19 protein-coding genes and 1 pseudogene are annotated in these 16767 nt (G+C 39.6%); 17 read left to right on the top strand and 3 right to left on the bottom strand.

Annotated features, from left to right (window positions below; all coding sequences use genetic code 11):
• The first annotated feature begins 72 nt into the window (after nt 1-72).
• From pcnB to yjgA, 7 genes are read left to right on the top strand one after another with little or no spacing between them, the layout of a single operon-like run.
• Nucleotides 73-1536 (top strand): polynucleotide adenylyltransferase PcnB, encoded by a 1464-nt coding sequence (pcnB, locus tag MKL35_RS03500; RefSeq protein WP_004710567.1) that lies wholly within the window; start codon nt 73-75, stop codon nt 1534-1536.
• Complete coding sequence (gene folK, locus MKL35_RS03495; RefSeq protein ID WP_006581366.1) at nt 1533-2015, top strand: 2-amino-4-hydroxy-6-hydroxymethyldihydropteridine diphosphokinase; 483 nt, start codon at nt 1533-1535, stop codon at nt 2013-2015. Before pcnB ends, folK begins: the two co-directional genes overlap by 4 nt.
• 45 nt (nt 2016-2060) lie before the next feature.
• The gene (gene panB / locus MKL35_RS03490; RefSeq protein ID WP_106479527.1) at nt 2061-2870 is read left to right on the top strand and encodes a 3-methyl-2-oxobutanoate hydroxymethyltransferase; all 810 of its coding nucleotides are present in this window, start codon (nt 2061-2063) and stop codon (nt 2868-2870) included.
• A 3-nt stretch (nt 2871-2873) separates the two neighbouring features.
• Complete coding sequence (panC, locus tag MKL35_RS03485; RefSeq protein WP_106479528.1) at nt 2874-3722, top strand: pantoate--beta-alanine ligase; 849 nt, start codon at nt 2874-2876, stop codon at nt 3720-3722.
• Between the two features lie 22 nt (nt 3723-3744).
• The gene (gene rapZ / locus MKL35_RS03480; protein WP_002054547.1) at nt 3745-4596 is read left to right on the top strand and encodes an RNase adapter RapZ; all 852 of its coding nucleotides are present in this window, start codon (nt 3745-3747) and stop codon (nt 4594-4596) included.
• Entirely contained in the window at nt 4593-4862 is a 270-nt protein-coding gene (locus MKL35_RS03475; protein ID WP_000567533.1) for an HPr family phosphocarrier protein, read from the top strand. The genes rapZ and MKL35_RS03475 overlap by 4 nt, the downstream gene beginning before the upstream one ends.
• A gap of 2 nt (nt 4863-4864) precedes the next feature.
• Entirely contained in the window at nt 4865-5401 is a 537-nt protein-coding gene (yjgA, locus tag MKL35_RS03470) for a ribosome biogenesis factor YjgA (RefSeq protein ID WP_004883153.1), read from the top strand.
• Between the two features lie 58 nt (nt 5402-5459).
• Here yjgA and MKL35_RS03465 read toward each other — a convergent pair whose 3' ends face one another.
• The gene (locus tag MKL35_RS03465) at nt 5460-7088 is read right to left on the bottom strand and encodes an acyl-CoA synthetase (protein ID WP_106479530.1); all 1629 of its coding nucleotides are present in this window, start codon (nt 7086-7088) and stop codon (nt 5460-5462) included.
• A gap of 412 nt (nt 7089-7500) precedes the next feature.
• Between MKL35_RS03465 and thrS the strand changes: the two genes are divergently transcribed.
• The 4 genes from thrS (at nt 7501) to MKL35_RS03445 (ending at nt 11287) form a co-directional block, all read left to right on the top strand.
• A complete protein-coding gene (thrS, locus tag MKL35_RS03460) occupies nt 7501-9423 on the top strand; it encodes a threonine--tRNA ligase (protein ID WP_004710556.1) in 1923 nt (640 codons plus the stop codon).
• A 5-nt stretch (nt 9424-9428) separates the two neighbouring features.
• Nucleotides 9429-9980 carry a translation initiation factor IF-3 gene (gene infC, locus MKL35_RS03455; protein ID WP_079377112.1) on the top strand — a complete coding sequence of 184 codons (552 nt, stop codon included), beginning with the start codon at nt 9429-9431 and terminating at the stop codon, nt 9978-9980.
• Between the two features lie 205 nt (nt 9981-10185).
• A complete protein-coding gene (locus MKL35_RS03450) occupies nt 10186-10806 on the top strand; it encodes a glutathione S-transferase N-terminal domain-containing protein (RefSeq protein WP_002054551.1) in 621 nt (206 codons plus the stop codon).
• Between the two features lie 52 nt (nt 10807-10858).
• Complete coding sequence (locus MKL35_RS03445; RefSeq protein ID WP_106479532.1) at nt 10859-11287, top strand: YqaA family protein; 429 nt, start codon at nt 10859-10861, stop codon at nt 11285-11287.
• Between the two features lie 40 nt (nt 11288-11327).
• Here the strand turns inward: MKL35_RS03445 and nreB are convergent, their stop codons facing one another.
• Nucleotides 11328-12578: a nickel resistance MFS transporter NreB gene (gene nreB, locus MKL35_RS03440; RefSeq protein ID WP_106479533.1), complete on the bottom strand. Its 1251-nt coding sequence runs from the start codon at nt 12576-12578 to the stop codon at nt 11328-11330.
• 131 nt (nt 12579-12709) lie between these two features.
• Between nreB and MKL35_RS03435 the strand changes: the two are divergent.
• The 5 genes and pseudogenes from MKL35_RS03435 to MKL35_RS03415 all read left to right on the top strand — a co-directional run.
• Nucleotides 12710-12817: pseudogene (locus MKL35_RS03435) on the top strand (hypothetical protein); the annotation flags it as partial.
• 11 nt (nt 12818-12828) lie between these two features.
• Complete coding sequence (gene rpmI, locus MKL35_RS03430; RefSeq protein WP_002054552.1) at nt 12829-13023, top strand: 50S ribosomal protein L35; 195 nt, start codon at nt 12829-12831, stop codon at nt 13021-13023.
• A gap of 11 nt (nt 13024-13034) precedes the next feature.
• Nucleotides 13035-13394 carry a 50S ribosomal protein L20 gene (gene rplT, locus MKL35_RS03425; protein WP_000124858.1) on the top strand — a complete coding sequence of 120 codons (360 nt, stop codon included), beginning with the start codon at nt 13035-13037 and terminating at the stop codon, nt 13392-13394.
• A 91-nt stretch (nt 13395-13485) separates the two neighbouring features.
• Nucleotides 13486-14043, top strand: a complete 558-nt coding sequence (locus MKL35_RS03420; RefSeq protein WP_106479541.1) for an NADAR family protein — start codon at nt 13486-13488, stop codon at nt 14041-14043.
• A 60-nt stretch (nt 14044-14103) separates the two neighbouring features.
• Nucleotides 14104-14607, top strand: coding sequence for a GNAT family N-acetyltransferase (locus tag MKL35_RS03415; protein WP_106479534.1), 504 nt, complete (start codon nt 14104-14106; stop codon nt 14605-14607).
• A 6-nt stretch (nt 14608-14613) separates the two neighbouring features.
• Here the strand turns inward: MKL35_RS03415 and MKL35_RS03410 are convergent, their stop codons facing one another.
• A complete protein-coding gene (locus MKL35_RS03410; RefSeq protein WP_106479535.1) occupies nt 14614-15615 on the bottom strand; it encodes a hypothetical protein in 1002 nt (333 codons plus the stop codon).
• 157 nt (nt 15616-15772) lie between these two features.
• Between MKL35_RS03410 and pheS the strand changes: the two genes are divergently transcribed.
• Nucleotides 15773-16753: a phenylalanine--tRNA ligase subunit alpha gene (pheS, locus tag MKL35_RS03405; RefSeq protein WP_002054514.1), complete on the top strand. Its 981-nt coding sequence runs from the start codon at nt 15773-15775 to the stop codon at nt 16751-16753.
• The last annotated feature ends 14 nt before the right edge of the window (nt 16754-16767 follow it).

Here is a 16767-nt window from a genome sequence, read left to right as displayed (position 1 = left end):
CCCTTTGTGTGTGTTAGAGCTATGATTAGCGACAACTTGTTATTTACGTCCTGACGTAGGAGACAGCGTCTTTTGCAAACCTTGCGAGCGTCAAAATGTGGTTTGTCCACAGCCCAACTTCCTTCTTCGATTTTAGATGTGATCGATAGTCTGACCAAAGCAGGCTATGAAGCTTATATTGTTGGGGGTGGTGTCCGTGATTTAATGCTAGGACTCAATCCTAAAGATTTCGATGCAGTCACCAATGCAACACCTTCTCAAATTAAAGAAGTTTTTGGTCGTCGATGCCGAATTATTGGCCGTCGATTTGAATTGGCACATGTCTATTCAGGACGTGAGCTGATTGAAGTTGCGACTTTCCGTGCTCCTCCTAAAAAAGCAGTTACCAATGCTTCTGGCATGATTTTGCGTGACAATAACTGGGGAACCATCGAACAGGACTTTGCTCGACGCGATTTTTCTATCAATACGCTTTATTACCAACCACGTAAGGGTATTGTGCTCGATTTTTGTAAAGCAATTGATGATGTCAAGAATAAGACTTTGCGTTTATTGGGCGATCCTGTGCAACGTTTTGAAGAAGATCCGGTGCGTATGCTACGGACGTTACGTTTTGCAGCTAAGCTAAATTTTAAAATTGATCCGGCAATTCTCGATATTTTTGATGTTGAGATGACACAATTGCTTCGTGATGTTTCTCCGCACCGTTTATACGATGAGTCTCAGAAGCTTTTCACAATGGGTCATTTGGCACGTGTATTACCAATGCTAATTGAATTTGGCGTGTGGAAGCAGCTTTTTGCTGATATTCGTCCAGATCTCACGCCATTTATTCAACGCGCTGCAAAAAATACAGATCAACGCATTCAAATTGGTAAAACCATTAACCCTGCATTTTTCTATGCAGTTTTATTGTGGCAGCCATTTTTAGAGCGTTGTGACTTTTATTTATCAAAAGGCGTTGTTCCAGCCGAAGCACGTGCTCAAGCAGGTTTAGATGTTTTAAAACGTCAAGCGACACGTACAGTCATTCCTCGTTTTGCCGAAACTTTTATTCGTGAAGTTTGGGAAATGCAAACCCGATTGCTTAATCCAAAGCCACAGCAAATTGAAGCATTGGCAAGCCATGCGCGTTTCCGTGCAGGCTTTGACTTCTTATTACTTCGTGAAAAGTCAGGAGATGACACAACACAAGGAATGGGAAGCTGGTGGGATGCTTACCAAGAAATGTCAAACGATGAAAAAGAAGCTGCGATTAGCCAATATAATCGTCAAAAAGCTAAAAGTCGTCGTAAGGTTGCTGTTGAACCTATTGAAAACAATAGAGCTGATGCAGAAATTGAGCCTTTGGTGGACGTTCCAGAGCCTCGAAGCCGTCGTGGTAAGAAAGAACGTGCACGACAAGAGCAGTCTGTTGATCGTTTTATGGAAAAATCTTCCACATCACAAACCAATATGACGAGCGATCACCCAATTTTAAAGCGCAAGCGGGTACAACGTGATTTGAGCCAAGTTATTTTTGGGCCGACACAATGACAGTAACCACATATATTGGCTTAGGAAGTAACCTAGGTGACTCACGTCAGATTTTGTCTGAAGCGATAGCCAAGCTTAAAACTATTGGTGAAGTGAAGGTATCCAAACTGTACCAAAGCCCACCAATGGGTCCCCAAGATCAACCCAATTATCTAAATGCAGTAGCTCAGCTAAAAACTGAGTTACTTCCGCTTGACTTACTCGATCATTTACAGCGTTTTGAGCAAGAAGCTGGGCGAGTAAGACTCCGTCATTGGGGGGAGCGAACTTTGGACCTAGACCTGCTGATTTATGGCGATGAAAAAATACAAAATGAGCGTTTAACGGTGCCGCATGTAGGAATAATGCAACGAGATTTTGTTGTGATTCCTTTATTAGATTTAGACGCTGATTTACATATCAATGATCAGCCACTTAAGAATTTAGAACTCTTACAGCAGCCAACGCTGACTGTACTTGCTGATGAGTCTTGGGCTTAAAGTCTGACTTATTACGTTCTGCAAACTCCTGTAGAGGATACCATCATGATTAGTCTAAGTGACTTAAGAAAATTTAAAGCCGAAGGACGTAAGTTCTCTTGTCTAACTTGTTACGATGCAAGTATGGCAAAAGCAATGGAACTTGCTGAAATTGATACTATCTTAATTGGTGATTCTCTTGGAATGGCAATTCAAGGTCGTGATTCAACTTTACCTGTAACTGTTGAAGACATGGCTTATCATACAGCGGCAGTGCGCCGTGGTAACCAGCATGCTTTGATTATGACTGACTTACCATTTATGAGTTATGCCACTTTAAATGATGCTTTGCAGAATGCGAAAACAGTTATGCAAGCTGGTGCGCAGATGATCAAAATCGAAGGTGGCGCATGGCTAAGTGAAACTGTACAGGTGTTAACACGTAATGGTGTGCCTGTATGCGTACATTTAGGTTTAACCCCTCAGTCTGTACATGTTTTTGGTGGCTACAAACTACAAGCTAGAACCCGTGAAGCAGCGGATCAACTTATTGCTGACTGTACGGCGGTGGTTGAAGCGGGCGCGGCAGTTTTATTGCTCGAGTGCGTTCCGGCACAATTGGGTCAAGAAATTGCTGAATTATTCCCGGATACTCCTGTGATTGGTATTGGGGCAGGTAATGCAACTGATGGTCAGGTACTTGTAGTACAAGACATGTTAGGTTTAACTTTTGGTCGAGTTGCGCGTTTTGTACGTAACTTTATGAAAGAACAATCTGGTGAAACAGCGATTTTGGATGCTTTTAAAGCGTTTCATGCTGCTGTACAGGATCAGTCGTTCCCAGCCAAAGAACATACTTTCCAAGTTGAGCTGTAATTCATGAAAACAGAAACCACTATACAAGGCTTAGCTGCTTCTTTAAATCCTGCTAGAGCTGCACGTAAAATCATTGGTTTTGTCCCAACTATGGGAAATCTACATGAAGGCCATCTCACCCTTGTTCGTGAAGCGAAAAAGTTATGTGACGTTGTAGTTGTTAGTATCTTCGTAAACCCGACCCAATTTGGTCCGGGGGAAGATTTTGATAACTATCCACGTACTTTAGAGCAGGACAGTCGTCTACTTGCTGATGTTGGTTGTGATATTATTTTTGCGCCTTCAGTTGAGCAAATGTACGGCACACAACCTCGTTTAACTAATATTAGTGTCAGCCAGATTACAGATGACTTATGCGGTAGTTCACGTCCTGGGCACTTTGATGGTGTAGCGCTGGTTGTCACAAAACTCTTTAATATTGTGCAACCGAACTATGCTTTCTTTGGTCAAAAAGATTATCAACAGTTGGCGGTGATTCGCCAGTTTGTACAAGACTTAAATATTCCATTAGAAGTGATTGGCGTGCCCATTGTTCGTGCAGCAGATGGTTTAGCACTGAGTTCAAGAAATGGTTATTTGACTCCGGAACAACGTCAGATTGCGCCAGTCATCTATCAAGGACTAAAGCAAGCTGAAGAGCAATTACACCAAGGTAAAGATTTACAACAAGTCTTGGCAGATTTAAAAACGTTGTTGACAGACAATGGTTTTGTTGTGGATTATGTGGAAGCTCGTCAGCCAAACTTGTTGGCTGTGTCTCAATTTGATCGTGATATTGTGTTGTTTGTCGCGGCCAAGTTGGGCGGAACACGTTTAATTGATAATTTACAAGTTGCCTTTGCACCTCAATAATACATAAAAGGACAGCCATGCCATGAAGCGTATACTTATCGTGACAGGACAGTCTGGTTCAGGAAAATCTTCAGCTCTTCAAGTATTAGAAGATTTGGGCTATTACTGTATTGATAATTTACCTTTGGCATTGCTGCCTGAAATTGTGGCAAAGCTAGATCATGAAAATAATCTTGAGCAACTGGCTTTAGGTGTAGATGTCCGAAGTACTCGGGCTGATATGCAAGAGTTCGACCATGTTTTTGAGCAACTACAAAAACATGGTACGGTTGATGTGATTTATCTGACGACACAAGATCAGGATTTGATTGCACGATTTAGTGCGTCGCGTCGTCCACATCCGTTGGCAAATCGCTTCAAAAGCCTTTTGCAATGTATTCATGAAGAAAAGCAGTTACTGATTCCAATTCAGTTCCGAGCAACGGTTCATATTGATACCACTGATAAAAGTGTTCATGATTTAAAACATATCTTGCTGTCAAAATTAGGGCAGTCAGATAATCTGATTGTTATATTGCAGTCATTTGGTTATAAACATGGCATTCCTTTAGATGCCGACTATGTTTTTGACGTACGGCATTTACCAAATCCGCATTGGGATTTAGAATTACGCCGCTTTTCTGGTTTAGACGAGCCAGTTAAGCAGTTTTTAGAAGCAAGTCCGCAAGCAAACGAAATGTTTGAGGATATACACCACTTCTTAAGAAAATGGCTGCCGGCATTTGCTGAAGGGCATCGTCATTATATGACGGTTTCAATAGGTTGCACTGGCGGCCAGCATCGTTCAGTTTATATGGTAGATAGACTAAAACAAGCACTTGAGGCAGAATGGTCTGTTCAGGTCTTACACAGAGAAATGAAGCACTGGTCATGATAGACACAACTGTTGATGTAATTAATAAACTCGGTTTACATGCACGTGCATCAGGAAAACTGATAGAGGTCACTACAAAGTTTCGTTCGTCAATTCAGATTGGTAAGGGCGATCATTTAGTAGATGCTAAAAATATTATGTCGTTACTGATGTTAGGTGCAGGAAAAGGGACCACTTTACGTTTGGTCATTGATGGCACTGACGAAGAACAGGCATTAAATGAAGTACAGGCGTTATTCGCCGCAAAATTTTATGAGGCAGATTAATCGTGGCACGTCGTCCCCAGCGTTATACTGAAGAAGATTTTGATTCTTTAGAAGGACGTGCAAGTAAAACCGAACAGAAAAAAGCAGTTCAACGTATGGCTGCTTTAGGTGAGCAGTTAGCACAACTTTCTATCAAACAGATTCAAAAGCTTCCGGTTGATGAGCGTTTAATTGATGCTCTTTTAGAAGTCCAGAATATTAGTTCGTTTGAAGCACGCCGTCGCCAATTTCAACGTGTTGGTAAACTCTTGCGTAATGAAGATGAGACAGTCATTTTATCTTATTTGACTCCTCAACAAGGCGCGAAAAAACAAGCTCAACTTATGCGTTGGGTAGATCGTATGATCGAGCAAGGTGATCCTGCAATTAACGAGTTTAGTAAAATCTATAATGCATCAGAACGTCATACTTTGCGTCAGCATGTGTTAAGGATTAACCGTGATAAGACTCAGCAAGTTGCAGAAGCAGATCTTGAAGCATCTAAAGGTAAGTTTATTAACTACGTGCAACAAGTCGCTTTATTGTCAGATCAAGGTTAATTTCGTTTTAACTAAAAAAGCGACGTTTAACACGTCGCTTTTTTATTTCCTATATTGTTTAAACGCGTTCTTTTGCCCATTCACGCAAAATGAATTTTTGCAATTTGCCTGTTGAGGTTTTTGGAATTTCAGTAATCACTACATCTTTGGGAACTTTAAAACGTGCCAGTTCTTTTTGACAATGTGCAATAATTTCTTCAGGAGTCACTGTAGCACCCGTTTTTAATTCAATAAATGCACATGGTACTTCTTGCCAACGTTCATCAGGTTTTGCCACAACAGCCGCTGTTAAAACCGCAGGATGTTTATATAAAACATCTTCAACTTCTAAAGATGAAATATTCTCTCCGCCCGAGATAATAATATCTTTAGAGCGGTCAGTAATTTTTGCGTAACCATCTGGATGGCAAACAGCTAAATCTCCAGTATGAAACCAGCCACCAGCGAAAGCTTCTTCGGTTGCCTTTGGATTTTTTAAATATCCTTTCATAACAATATTGCCACGGAACATAATTTCTCCCATGGTTTCACCGTCATTTGGAACTGGTTGCATCGTTTCAGGGTCTAATACTCGCATACTATCTTGAAGTGGATAAGGCACACCCTGACGAGAGTGTAGTTGCGCTTGTTCAGTAATTGACAGGTCGCTCCATCCTGCTTGAGAGGCACAAAGGGCAGATGGTCCATAGGTTTCAGTTAAACCATAAACGTGGTTGACATTGATTCCAATATTTCGCATACCTTCAATTACAGCGACAGGTGGGGCAGCACCTGCCACCATAACTTCAACATGATGTTCTATGCTTGGCTGCTTTTCTTTCGGTAGATTAATAATCATGGATAAGACGATTGGAGCGCCACAGAAGTAATCAACTTTATGTTTAGCAATAAGCTGCATCACCAGTTCGGGGTCAACTTTGCGTAAACAAATATTGGTTCCGCCACTTGCTGCAATACTCCACGCAAAGCACCAACCATTGCAGTGAAAAAGAGGAAGTGTCCATAAATAAACAGCTCGAGATTTCATACCGCAAGCTAAAATATTACTAGCTGCATTTAAATAAGCACCTCGGTGGTGATAAACCACTCCCTTAGGATTACCCGTTGTTCCTGATGTGTAATTTAAACTAATTGCATCCCACTCATCTTGCGGTAAATGCCATTCGAAATTAGCATCGCCTTGAGCTATCCATACTTCATATTCAAACGAACCAAGAAATTGATTTTCACCTTCATATTCTTCATCAGCTACATCAATCACAATGATATGTTGGTTTGGAATGAGTGATAGGGCTTCTCGGGCTAGATTAACAAACTCGGGGTCAACCAAAAGCACTTTCGTCTCAGCATGCTCTAGCATAAAAGCGATGGTTTTAGCATCTAAACGGGTGTTTAGTGTATTAAGAACGGCACCTGCCATAGGTACAGCAAAATGGGCTTCAATCATTGCTGGTACATTTGGCAATAAAACTGAAACGGTATCGTTTTTAGTTATGCCTAATTGTTGAAGCTGAGATGCAAATTGACGACAGCGCTGATAAGTTTCTTTCCATGAAATCTGACGATTACCATGAATGATAGACGCTTGGTCTGGATAGATATAAGCTGCACGTTCTAAATAGCGCAGAGGGGATAACGCAACAAAGTTTGCGGGTGTGCGTGGTAATTCATCGTATGCACTAACCATGTGAAATAACTCCATGTTCTATTTTTTAATTCATTCTTTGAAAATATGACTTAATATTAATCAAAGCATTAATGCTTTAGTCTTAAACAGAAATACCCCTCAGTCAGGAAATGAGCACAAATGCTATTTTCAACATCTTAAAACAGTTCTGATGAATAATTATCCTATTTATGTATTTCTTAAAATTTAGGTAGAGCACTTATTAAAGTCACTTATTGCTGTTTACCGTATAAGCAAAATGTATTTATGATTTTATGAGTACAAAGGTTTTCACTTGGCTTGAACAAGTGTAAAATCTTTCAGGTTTTTTAATTTTGATTTACACCGTTTTTATATTTTGAGGCTTGCCTCGATCATAATCTCGCGGTGAAATGCTCCTTCGTATAGGGCATCACTCCTTAAGGATTTTTCTATGCCAATTATCACATTGCCAAATGGCGATCAAAAGAATTTTGATCACCCTGTATCTGTTATGGAAGTCGCTCAAAGTATTGGGCCTGGTTTAGCAAAAAATACCGTTGCTGGACGAGTAAATGATCGCTTAGTTGATGCATGTGACTTAATTACCGAAGACTCGACCTTACAAATTATCACTCCAAAAGATGAAGAAGGTCTTGAGATCATTCGCCACTCTTGTGCACACCTTGTAGGGCATGCAGTAAAGCAACTTTTCCCTGAAGCAAAGATGGTGATTGGTCCAGTCATTGAAGAAGGTTTCTATTACGACATCTGGATGCCACGTCCTTTTACATTAGATGATATGGCAGCAATCGAAGAGCGCATGAAAAAGCTCATCGATCAAGATTACGATGTTGTTAAAAAAATGACTCCACGTGATGAAGTCATTGCTGAATTTACTGCTCGTGGTGAAGAATACAAATTACGCTTGATTGCAGACATGCCTGAAGAAACTCAAATGGGCTTGTACTACCATCAAGACTATTTAGATATGTGTCGTGGTCCGCACGTACCGAACACAAAATTCTTAAAATCATTCAAGCTTACTAAAATCTCTGGTGCTTACTGGCGCGGTGATGCGAAGAATGAACAGCTTCAACGTATTTACGGTACGGCTTGGGCTGATAAAAAACAATTAGCAGCTTACATCAAGCGTATTGAAGAAGCTGAAAAGCGTGACCACCGTAAAATTGGTAAAGCATTAGACTTGTTCCATATGCAAGAAGAAGCACCGGGTATGGTGTTCTGGCATGCAAATGGTTGGACTATTTATCAAGTACTAGAGCAGTACATGCGTAAAGTTCAGCAAGACAATGGTTACCAAGAAATTAAAACTCCGCAAATCGTAGACTTTACGCTTTGGGAGAAATCTGGTCACGCAGCAAACTATGCAGAAAACATGTTTACGACTCATTCAGAAAGTCGTAACTATGCTGTAAAACCAATGAACTGTCCTTGTCACGTTCAAGTGTTCAACCAAGGATTAAAATCTTACCGTGATTTACCAATTCGTTTAGCTGAGTTTGGTTCTTGTCACCGTAATGAACCATCTGGTTCTTTACACGGTATTATGCGTGTTCGTGGCTTTACACAAGATGATGCACATATCTTCTGTACTAAAGAACAGATTGGTAAAGAAGTTGCAGATTTTATTCAACTTACTTTAGACGTTTATAAAGACTTTGGCTTTGAAGAAGTTCAAATGAAGTTGTCTACTCGCCCAGAAAAACGTGTAGGTGATGACGCTCTTTGGGATTTAGCTGAAAAATCTTTAGCAGATGCTTTAGATGCAGCTGGTCTTAAATGGGAATTGCAGCCGGGTGAAGGCGCATTCTATGGTCCAAAGATTGAGTTCTCTTTAAAAGACTGTCTTGGTCGTGTATGGCAATGTGGTACCATTCAATGTGACTTCAACTTGCCAGTTCGTTTAGACGCTTCTTATGTAACTGAAGAAAACGAACGTGATCAGCCTGTAATGTTGCATCGTGCAATTCTTGGTAGTTTTGAGCGTTTTATTGGTATACTAATTGAACACTACGCTGGTTTCATGCCACCTTGGTTGTCACCTGTACAAGCATGTGTCATGAACATTACCGATGCTCAAGCTGAAGCAAGTGAGCAAGTTGTGGCAAAACTCAAGGAAAATGGCCTTCGCGCTATTTCTGACTTGAGAAATGAAAAAATCGGATTTAAGATTCGTGAGCGTACTCTAGAGCGCATTCCTTACCTGTTAGTTCTTGGTGATCGAGAAGTTGAAGAAGGTACAGTGAATGTACGTACTCGCTCAGGAAAAAATTTAGGTACTATGTCAGTGGATGCTTTCATTGACTTAGTGAAATCTGCCGTCGCCGAACGTGGCCGGTATATTGTGGAGTAAGAAAGATTAAACAGCCTGACCGTAACCAACAACAAGGTGCAAAGAGTAACCGTCCAGCAATTAACGATGAGATCCGTGCAAAAGAAGTACGCCTCGTCGCTGCTGATGGTGAGCAAAAAGGAATTGTTTCATTAAATGAAGCACTGCGTGCTGCTGAGGATGCAGATCTTGACCTTGTTGAGATTGTCGCAAACGCTGAGCCGCCTGTTTGTAAAATCATGGATTACAACAAGCACTTGTTTGACCTGAAACAGAAGCAAAAAGATGCCAAGAAAAAACAGCATCAAGTGCAAGTGAAGGAAATCAAACTACGCCCAGCAACTGATGTAGGTGATTATCAAGTTAAGCTTCGTGCTATTTTGAAGTTCCTTGAAGAAGGTAACAAAGTCAAAATCACTTTACGTTTCCGTGGTCGTGAAATGGCTCACCAACAACTTGGTTTAGCTCAATTGCAAAAGATTGAAGCAGACGTAGCTGAGTTTGGTATTGTAGAGCAAGCTCCGAAAATGGAAGGTCGACAAATGGGTATGTTACTTGGACCGAAAAAGAAAAAGTAATACTCAAAAAAAGCACTGCAAACGCAGTGCTTTTTTATGCCCGTCATTTCTTGATTTAATTCCTTTAAAGTGCGATTTAATAACTTTTTAAACCAAAGTTATTCTCAAATTTTATGTGTTTTTTGGTGTTGGACATATCATTGTATTAGCCAAAACATGATATAACGCAAGACGCAGTCATGATAACGATGAATAGGAAAATAGAATGATTGATCTATATTATTGGGGAACACCCAATGGACATAAAATCACAATTGCCTTAGAAGAAATGGGACTGGATTACACCCTTTATCCAATTAATATTTTAGAAAATGATCAATTTCAACCAGATTTCCTGAAAATTTCCCCGAATAATAAAATCCCCGCAATTGTTGATCAGGACGGTCCACGTGGTGAGCCAATTTCAGTATTTGAATCAGGCGCGATCTTACAATATTTAGGTCGAAAAACTGGATTGTTTTATCCAACAGATGAACAAGAGCGAGTTGAAGTTGAACAATGGCTCATGTGGCAAATGGGTGGGCTAGGGCCTATGCTTGGGCAGAATCATCATTTTAACCGCTTTGCGCCAGAGAAAATTCCTTATGCAATTGAACGTTATGTGAATGAAACTAAGCGTTTATATGGCGTATTAAACAAACAGCTTATTGGTCAGAAGTTTGTTGCAGGGGAATACTCAATTGCTGATATGGCAATTTTACCTTGGATTCTGCGCTATGAATGGCAGGGGATTCAATTAGAGGATTATCCTTATGTACAAGAATACATTGTCCGCCTAACAGCACGTCCTGCGGTACAAAAAGCTTTATCAATTAAAGTTATCTAATTTTGCTTGGTAGCACAATGAATAAAGTGAAAGGTAGTTTGGTTTAATTAGAATGCTAAGTTACTTTTTACTTTTTTTGAGTGCTTTTGGGGCTGCTACATTATTACCACTACAATCAGAAGCTGTACTCGCTACTTTATTATTAAAAAATCAACAGTCCGCTTTTCTTCTCATTTCGATTGCTACTTTTGGAAACGTACTCGGTTCATGTGTGAACTGGTGGTTAGGTTCAAAAATAGAACAGTTTAAACATAAAAAGTGGTTCCCGGTTTCCGAAAAACGTTTAGAGCAGGCTCAACGTTTTTATCATAAATATGGTTTTTATTCGCTGCTTTTAAGTTGGACTCCTGTGATTGGTGACCCTATTACTTTAGTTGCGGGCTTATTCAAAGAAAATTTTTGGCGCTTCTTATTTATGGTTCTTATTGCTAAGGCTGGGCGTTATATTTTCATTTATTGGGTAATTACAGACTTTATTTAAAATACAAGCATCCGAAGATGCTTATATTAAAACTATTTATTTAGTCTTCCGAGCTTTTGGTAATGTCGACTTTAAATAGGTCATTGGTTTTTAACCAACAGAACGTGACCACTGCAAGCGTCATACAACCACCAAAAATAGTCGCTGCAATAGTTCCCAAATATTTAGCAGCCAAGCCTGATTCAAATGCACCCAGCTCATTACTAGATGACACAAACATGCCATTTACAGCCGCTACCCGACCACGCATATTTTCTGGTGGGAATATTTGCAAAATGGTTTGTCGAACCACAACTGAAATACTGTCACAAGCACCTGTCATGGCCAGTGCAAATAGGGATAACCACATATTGTTTGAGAAAGCGAAAAGGATCGTAAATACACCAAATCCGGCAACTGCAAGTAGCATGTTACGCCATGCGTGCTGAGTTGGCGGAAAACGGGTCAAAGCAATCATGGTAATGAGTGCACCAATAGAAGGCGCTGCACGCAAATAACCTAAGCCTTCTGGCCCTACTTTTAAAATATCTTCAGCAAAGATAGGCAGTAAGGCAATCACACCTCCAAATAAAACGGAGGCTAAGTCTAAAGAAATAGCCCAGAGAACGATTTTGGTTTTCCAAATAAAGCGGAAACCATCACCTAAGCTTTCTAATACATTCGCAGTTTCAATTTTAGGAAAGCTTCGTTTTTGTAATAAATTAATAAGAATAAAACAGATGCTGAGTAGGGCAGCAACACTAAAAAGACTGGTTTCTCTGCCTAAGTAAGCAAGCATAAAACCGCCTAGCATAGGCCCAATAATCACGCCACTTTGCCAACCAATCGTTGTCCATGTTGCACCATTAGCATAAAGCTCGCGTGGAATTAAGAACGGTTTCAATGAGGTGGCAGAGGGATTATAAAACCCACGTATCGTACCTAAGCCAAAGATGACTGCGTAAATACCCCAAGAAAGGAAATTTACACTGATATGACCTAAACCATGCAAATGAAACAACAACCACAAAACTAAAGGTAGAGGTACCGAGAAAAATAAACAGATTTTCATAATGACCTGTTTATTAAATTTATCAGCAAAATAGCCACCCCAAAGCGATAGAGCAATAAATGGAATGGCTTCTGCTAGTCCAATTAAACCTAAAGTTAGAGGATCTTTGGTAATTTGATAAAGTGAATAAGCAACAATAATTTCTTGAATCAAAATTGCTAACGTTAAGCAAAATTGATTAATGGTAACAATAGAGAAATCTCTATAGCGTAGTGCAGCGAATGCATCATGTTTCTGCATTTGAAATATCGTATGTTGATAATTTGAACATATTATAGAGCTAAATAAGGCATAATGTTGAATTTATTAGCAGTGACCAATCTCTAAAAAAAAACGATATGAATTTTTAATTTGTTAAGACATTCATCTAAAAAAGCACTACGAGTAGTTTTAATTTTAGTCAGCATACTATAAAATACGCGCTTCCTTACCTGCAGGTCGATTTTGCAATGGTGCAATCGCGCCGAACAGGTGCCTAAAAGAGGTTACTATGGCTAAGTTAAAAACTCGCCGTGGTGCAGCTAAACGCTTCAAAGCGACTGCAAACGGTTTTAAGCGTAAACAAGCGTTCAAGCGCCACATCTTGACCAAAAAATCTGCTAAACGTATCCGTCAATTACGCGGCTGTGTAATGGTTCATGTTTCTGACATGAATTCAGTTCGTCGTATGTGCCCATACATCTAAGGAGATTATAAATGGCTCGTGTAAAACGTGGTGTAGTGGCTCATCGCCGTCACAAAAAAATTCTTGCTCGCGCTAAAGGTTACTATGGTGCTCGTTCACGCGTTTACCGCGTAGCGTTCCAAGCGGTAATCAAAGCTGGTCAATACGCTTACCGTGACCGCCGTCAAAAGAAACGTCAATTCCGTGCTCTATGGATTGCGCGTATCAATGCTGGTGCTCGTCAAAACGGTTTGTCTTACAGCCGTATGATCGATGGCTTGAAAAAAGCTCAAGTGATCATCGACCGTCGCGTATTAGCTGACATCGCTATGCATGATGCAGTAGCATTTGCTGCTTTAGCTGAAAAAGCTAAAGGTGCATTAGCTGCATAAGCTTAGAGATTCAAAAAGAGGCCGCTTTTTAGCGGTCTTTTTTATTTTTAATGGTTCTATTTTAAAAAGAGAAAATAATCAGAGATAAATGATGAAAGACGAAAAATTTCTAAATGACTTAATTCAAAAAGTACAGCAAGGTCACCAGTATAAATACTTATATTTTTGGGGACATACTCCTAAACAAGCTGATCTTGTTGATAAAAGCTGTTTTAGCCAGTGGTTCCCAGCGCAATTCAAAGTAGAAGGTGTCGAGTACTTTACTGCTGAACACTATATGATGGCGCAAAAAGCAAAATTATTTAATGATGAAGAAATTTTTGCACAGATTTTGCAGGTTAGACATCCGAATGAAGCGAAGCAACTCGGTCGTAAAGTGCGTAACTATGATGAACAGATATGGCGAGAAAAACGTTTTGACATAGTGGTGCAGGCGAATTTTGCTAAATTCTCACAGCATTCTGAATTGAAAAAATTCTTATTAGCAACGAAAGACCGTATTTTGGTTGAAGCATCTCCAGTCGATAAAATTTGGGGTATTGGTATGGCGCAAGACCATCCACATGTCCAAGATCCATCTCTATGGCAAGGTCTAAATTTGTTGGGGTTTGCTTTAATGCATGTTCGAGAGCGGCTTTTAACTGAATAGGTTGGTGTGAGATCAACCAATGCTTCACTTTAAAAAAAGTAGTAAGGTGAGGGGAACAAATTGAAGTCATTAAATAATTCAGATATTCGTATAGCATCATTTAACGATGCATTATCTATTGCAGAAGTACATGTGCAAGGTTGGAAAGAAACCTATGCCGGTATGGTTAAGCAAGAAATATTAGATGAGCTTAACGTACTAGATAAAGAACAGTTATGGAAAGAGATAAGCAGAAGTCCTGATCATAAGTTATTTATCTATACTGAAAATGGGGTAGTGAAAGGCTTTCTCGATGGCTATTTAAACCCAGAAAGTAATATTGCTGAAATTCTTGCTTTTTATCTTTTAAAAGAAGTTCAAAAACAAGGTATAGGCCGTGAATTATTCCAAAAGTTCTATCAATGCGCTTTAAATCAAGGTTATGCTTTTATTCATTTAGAAGTCTTTAATAAAAATCCGAACCGTTTCTTCTATGAAAAAATGGGAGCACAGTTAATTAATGAAGCCGAACTACCAGAGTTCGGCCTCGGAATAACAGAATTACTTTATCAATGGAAACTTTAATCTTGATTAAAGACCAAAATAATAAGCTAAGGCACAAATAATTACCGTTAGTACAATAAGCTTAATTACACCTGTTCCTCCAGCTTTATGATGAGGTGCTTTTAAATGAGTTGTGGACTCATTCGTTGCATCAAAAGGAGAAGGTTTTTCAACTGGTTTTAATTGTGCAGTTTGATAATGATTGGCTGTTTTCACAATGAGCTTTGCAAATAGATCATCAGTTTTGTGGGTAAAGTTTCTTAAGTTAATAATTTGTTCTTGGTCTAGGTCTTCCCCTAAAGGATCATTTGCGCTGCGTTTTTTCTGCTCTAAATAGTCAGATAGAGCTTGGGTGCGGTAGAGGAGTTGATGTGCACAATCTGCTGGGTAGTTCTCAGGTATAAGTGCAAGTGTTGGTTGATGATCTACCGAAATTTGATGAGTTGATCCATCAAAATATTTTTTCTGAAATTCGGGTTCTTCAAAACCTGCTGCATACTTACTCCGAAATAACTCGGTTTCCATAAAGTCAGCAATTTCATCCCATTGGGGTGCCTTTAAGTCAGCTTCAACTTTCTTAGATAATTTTTCATTCAATTCAAAACGCCAGAAAGTTTCTAAGCGTAAATCGCTACGCTGATTTAAAGGTGGTTCAAATTCGTTATCGCTACTGTACCACTCTGCAAGCTCATGACCAAAAATCCATGCGATTTTTTTATTGTTTTGGTGGCTTACAATAAAATGAGCATAAGGTAAAAGCTCGACATTACTATTCGGGTTTTGCTCTTCATTTAAAATAGTAGATAGGTGAAGAGATATTTGAGTTGTCCCTTGTTTTTTGAGTGCTTCTAACCAAACTTGGAAATGTTGAGCAAGTAAATGCTGTGAAATTAAGTCACGAAATTGAAAACTATGCTGGTCAAAAATATGATGTTGTCGCCATTGGTTGAAGCTTAAATTCTGGCGAAGGTATTCATTACCGTAGGTCACAAGTGTAAGTTGTTGTTTCCAAATCTGATTGAGCGCCATAATAATTGATCTCATTGACGATGCTATTATTTTATACGTTTTATCTTTTTGTTGCCTAATACATTTTTCATGATGGATAAACTTCATCAATACGGTGAAAAACTGTTAGAATGCAGTGTTTTATTATATTTTTAAATTTGTTGCTTTGAGAGTTAATATGTCACTGGAAGCCCTGACCACAGAAGCGCTTGCTGCCATTGCAGCAGCTCAAGACCTTGTTGCACTTGATCAGGTGCGTGTGCAATTTACAGGGAAAAAAAGCCAGCTTGCAGAACAATCGAAAGCATTAGGGAAAATGGACCCTGAAGAACGTAAAGTACAAGGTGCTGCGATTCATGCTGTTCGAGAAACGATTAATAGTGCTTTAACTGAGCGTCAAACGGCATTACAACAAGCTGCGCTAGCACAAAAACTAGCAAATGAGACCATTGATATTACTTTGCCAGGTCGTGGACAGCGTATTGGTACAGTTCATCCTGTTACTCAAGTGCAAGAACGTATTTGCCAATTCTTTACTAAAGCTGGTTTTACGGTTGCAACAGGGCCAGAAGTTGAAGATGACTATCATAACTTTGAAGCATTAAATATTCCTGGGCATCACCCTGCACGTGCCATGCACGATACTTTCTATTTTGATGCAAACCATTTGTTGCGTACGCATACCTCTGGTGTGCAAATACGTACCATGGAAACAAGTCAGCCGCCAATTCGTATTGTATGTCCGGGCCGTGTATACCGCTGTGACTCGGATCAAACGCATTCGCCAATGTTCCATCAAATCGAAGGTTTGTATGTTGCTGAGAACACCAGCTTTGCTGAATTAAAAGGTTTATTAATTAACCTACTTAATGAGTTTTTTGAGAAAGATTTAAAAGTACGTTTCCGTCCATCATATTTCCCATTTACAGAGCCTAGTGCAGAAGTAGATATCATGGATGAGCGTGGACGTTGGTTAGAAGTATTAGGCTGTGGCATGGTGCATCCAAATGTATTGCGTGCTGCGGGTATTGATCCTGATAAATACAAAGGCTTTGCTTTTGGTTTAGGGGTAGAACGTTTTGCAATGTTGCGTTATGGCATTAATGACTTGCGTATGTTCTATCAAAATGACGTGCGTTTCTTACGCCAATTTGCCTAACATTTTTTCAGGAT

It is taken from the genome of Acinetobacter sp. AOR41_HL, assembly GCF_027854645.1.
Lineage (GTDB): Bacteria > Pseudomonadota > Gammaproteobacteria > Pseudomonadales > Moraxellaceae > Acinetobacter > Acinetobacter nosocomialis.
This window is presented reverse-complemented; position numbering and strand designations above follow the sequence as displayed.

Excerpts from the sequence above, each read along its gene's own strand:
- rpmI (WP_002054552.1), top strand. The coding sequence starts at position 12,829 with ATGGCTAAGTTAAAAACTCGCCGTGGTGCAGCTAAACGCTTCAAAGCG.
- MKL35_RS03445 (WP_106479532.1), top strand. The coding sequence starts at position 10,859 with ATGCTAAGTTACTTTTTACTTTTTTTGAGTGCTTTTGGGGCTGCTACA.
- MKL35_RS03450 (WP_002054551.1), top strand. The coding sequence starts at position 10,186 with ATGATTGATCTATATTATTGGGGAACACCCAATGGACATAAAATCACA.
- panB (WP_106479527.1), top strand. The coding sequence starts at position 2,061 with ATGATTAGTCTAAGTGACTTAAGAAAATTTAAAGCCGAAGGACGTAAG.
- pheS (WP_002054514.1), top strand. The coding sequence starts at position 15,773 with ATGTCACTGGAAGCCCTGACCACAGAAGCGCTTGCTGCCATTGCAGCA.
- MKL35_RS03465 (WP_106479530.1), bottom strand. The coding sequence starts at position 7,088 with ATGGTTAGTGCATACGATGAATTACCACGCACACCCGCAAACTTTGTT.
- rplT (WP_000124858.1), top strand. The coding sequence starts at position 13,035 with ATGGCTCGTGTAAAACGTGGTGTAGTGGCTCATCGCCGTCACAAAAAA.
- rapZ (WP_002054547.1), top strand. The coding sequence starts at position 3,745 with ATGAAGCGTATACTTATCGTGACAGGACAGTCTGGTTCAGGAAAATCT.
- MKL35_RS03420 (WP_106479541.1), top strand. The coding sequence starts at position 13,486 with ATGAAAGACGAAAAATTTCTAAATGACTTAATTCAAAAAGTACAGCAA.
- thrS (WP_004710556.1), top strand. The coding sequence starts at position 7,501 with ATGCCAATTATCACATTGCCAAATGGCGATCAAAAGAATTTTGATCAC.
- MKL35_RS03475 (WP_000567533.1), top strand. The coding sequence starts at position 4,593 with ATGATAGACACAACTGTTGATGTAATTAATAAACTCGGTTTACATGCA.
- nreB (WP_106479533.1), bottom strand. The coding sequence starts at position 12,578 with ATGCAGAAACATGATGCATTCGCTGCACTACGCTATAGAGATTTCTCT.
- panC (WP_106479528.1), top strand. The coding sequence starts at position 2,874 with ATGAAAACAGAAACCACTATACAAGGCTTAGCTGCTTCTTTAAATCCT.
- folK (WP_006581366.1), top strand. The coding sequence starts at position 1,533 with ATGACAGTAACCACATATATTGGCTTAGGAAGTAACCTAGGTGACTCA.
- MKL35_RS03410 (WP_106479535.1), bottom strand. The coding sequence starts at position 15,615 with ATGGCGCTCAATCAGATTTGGAAACAACAACTTACACTTGTGACCTAC.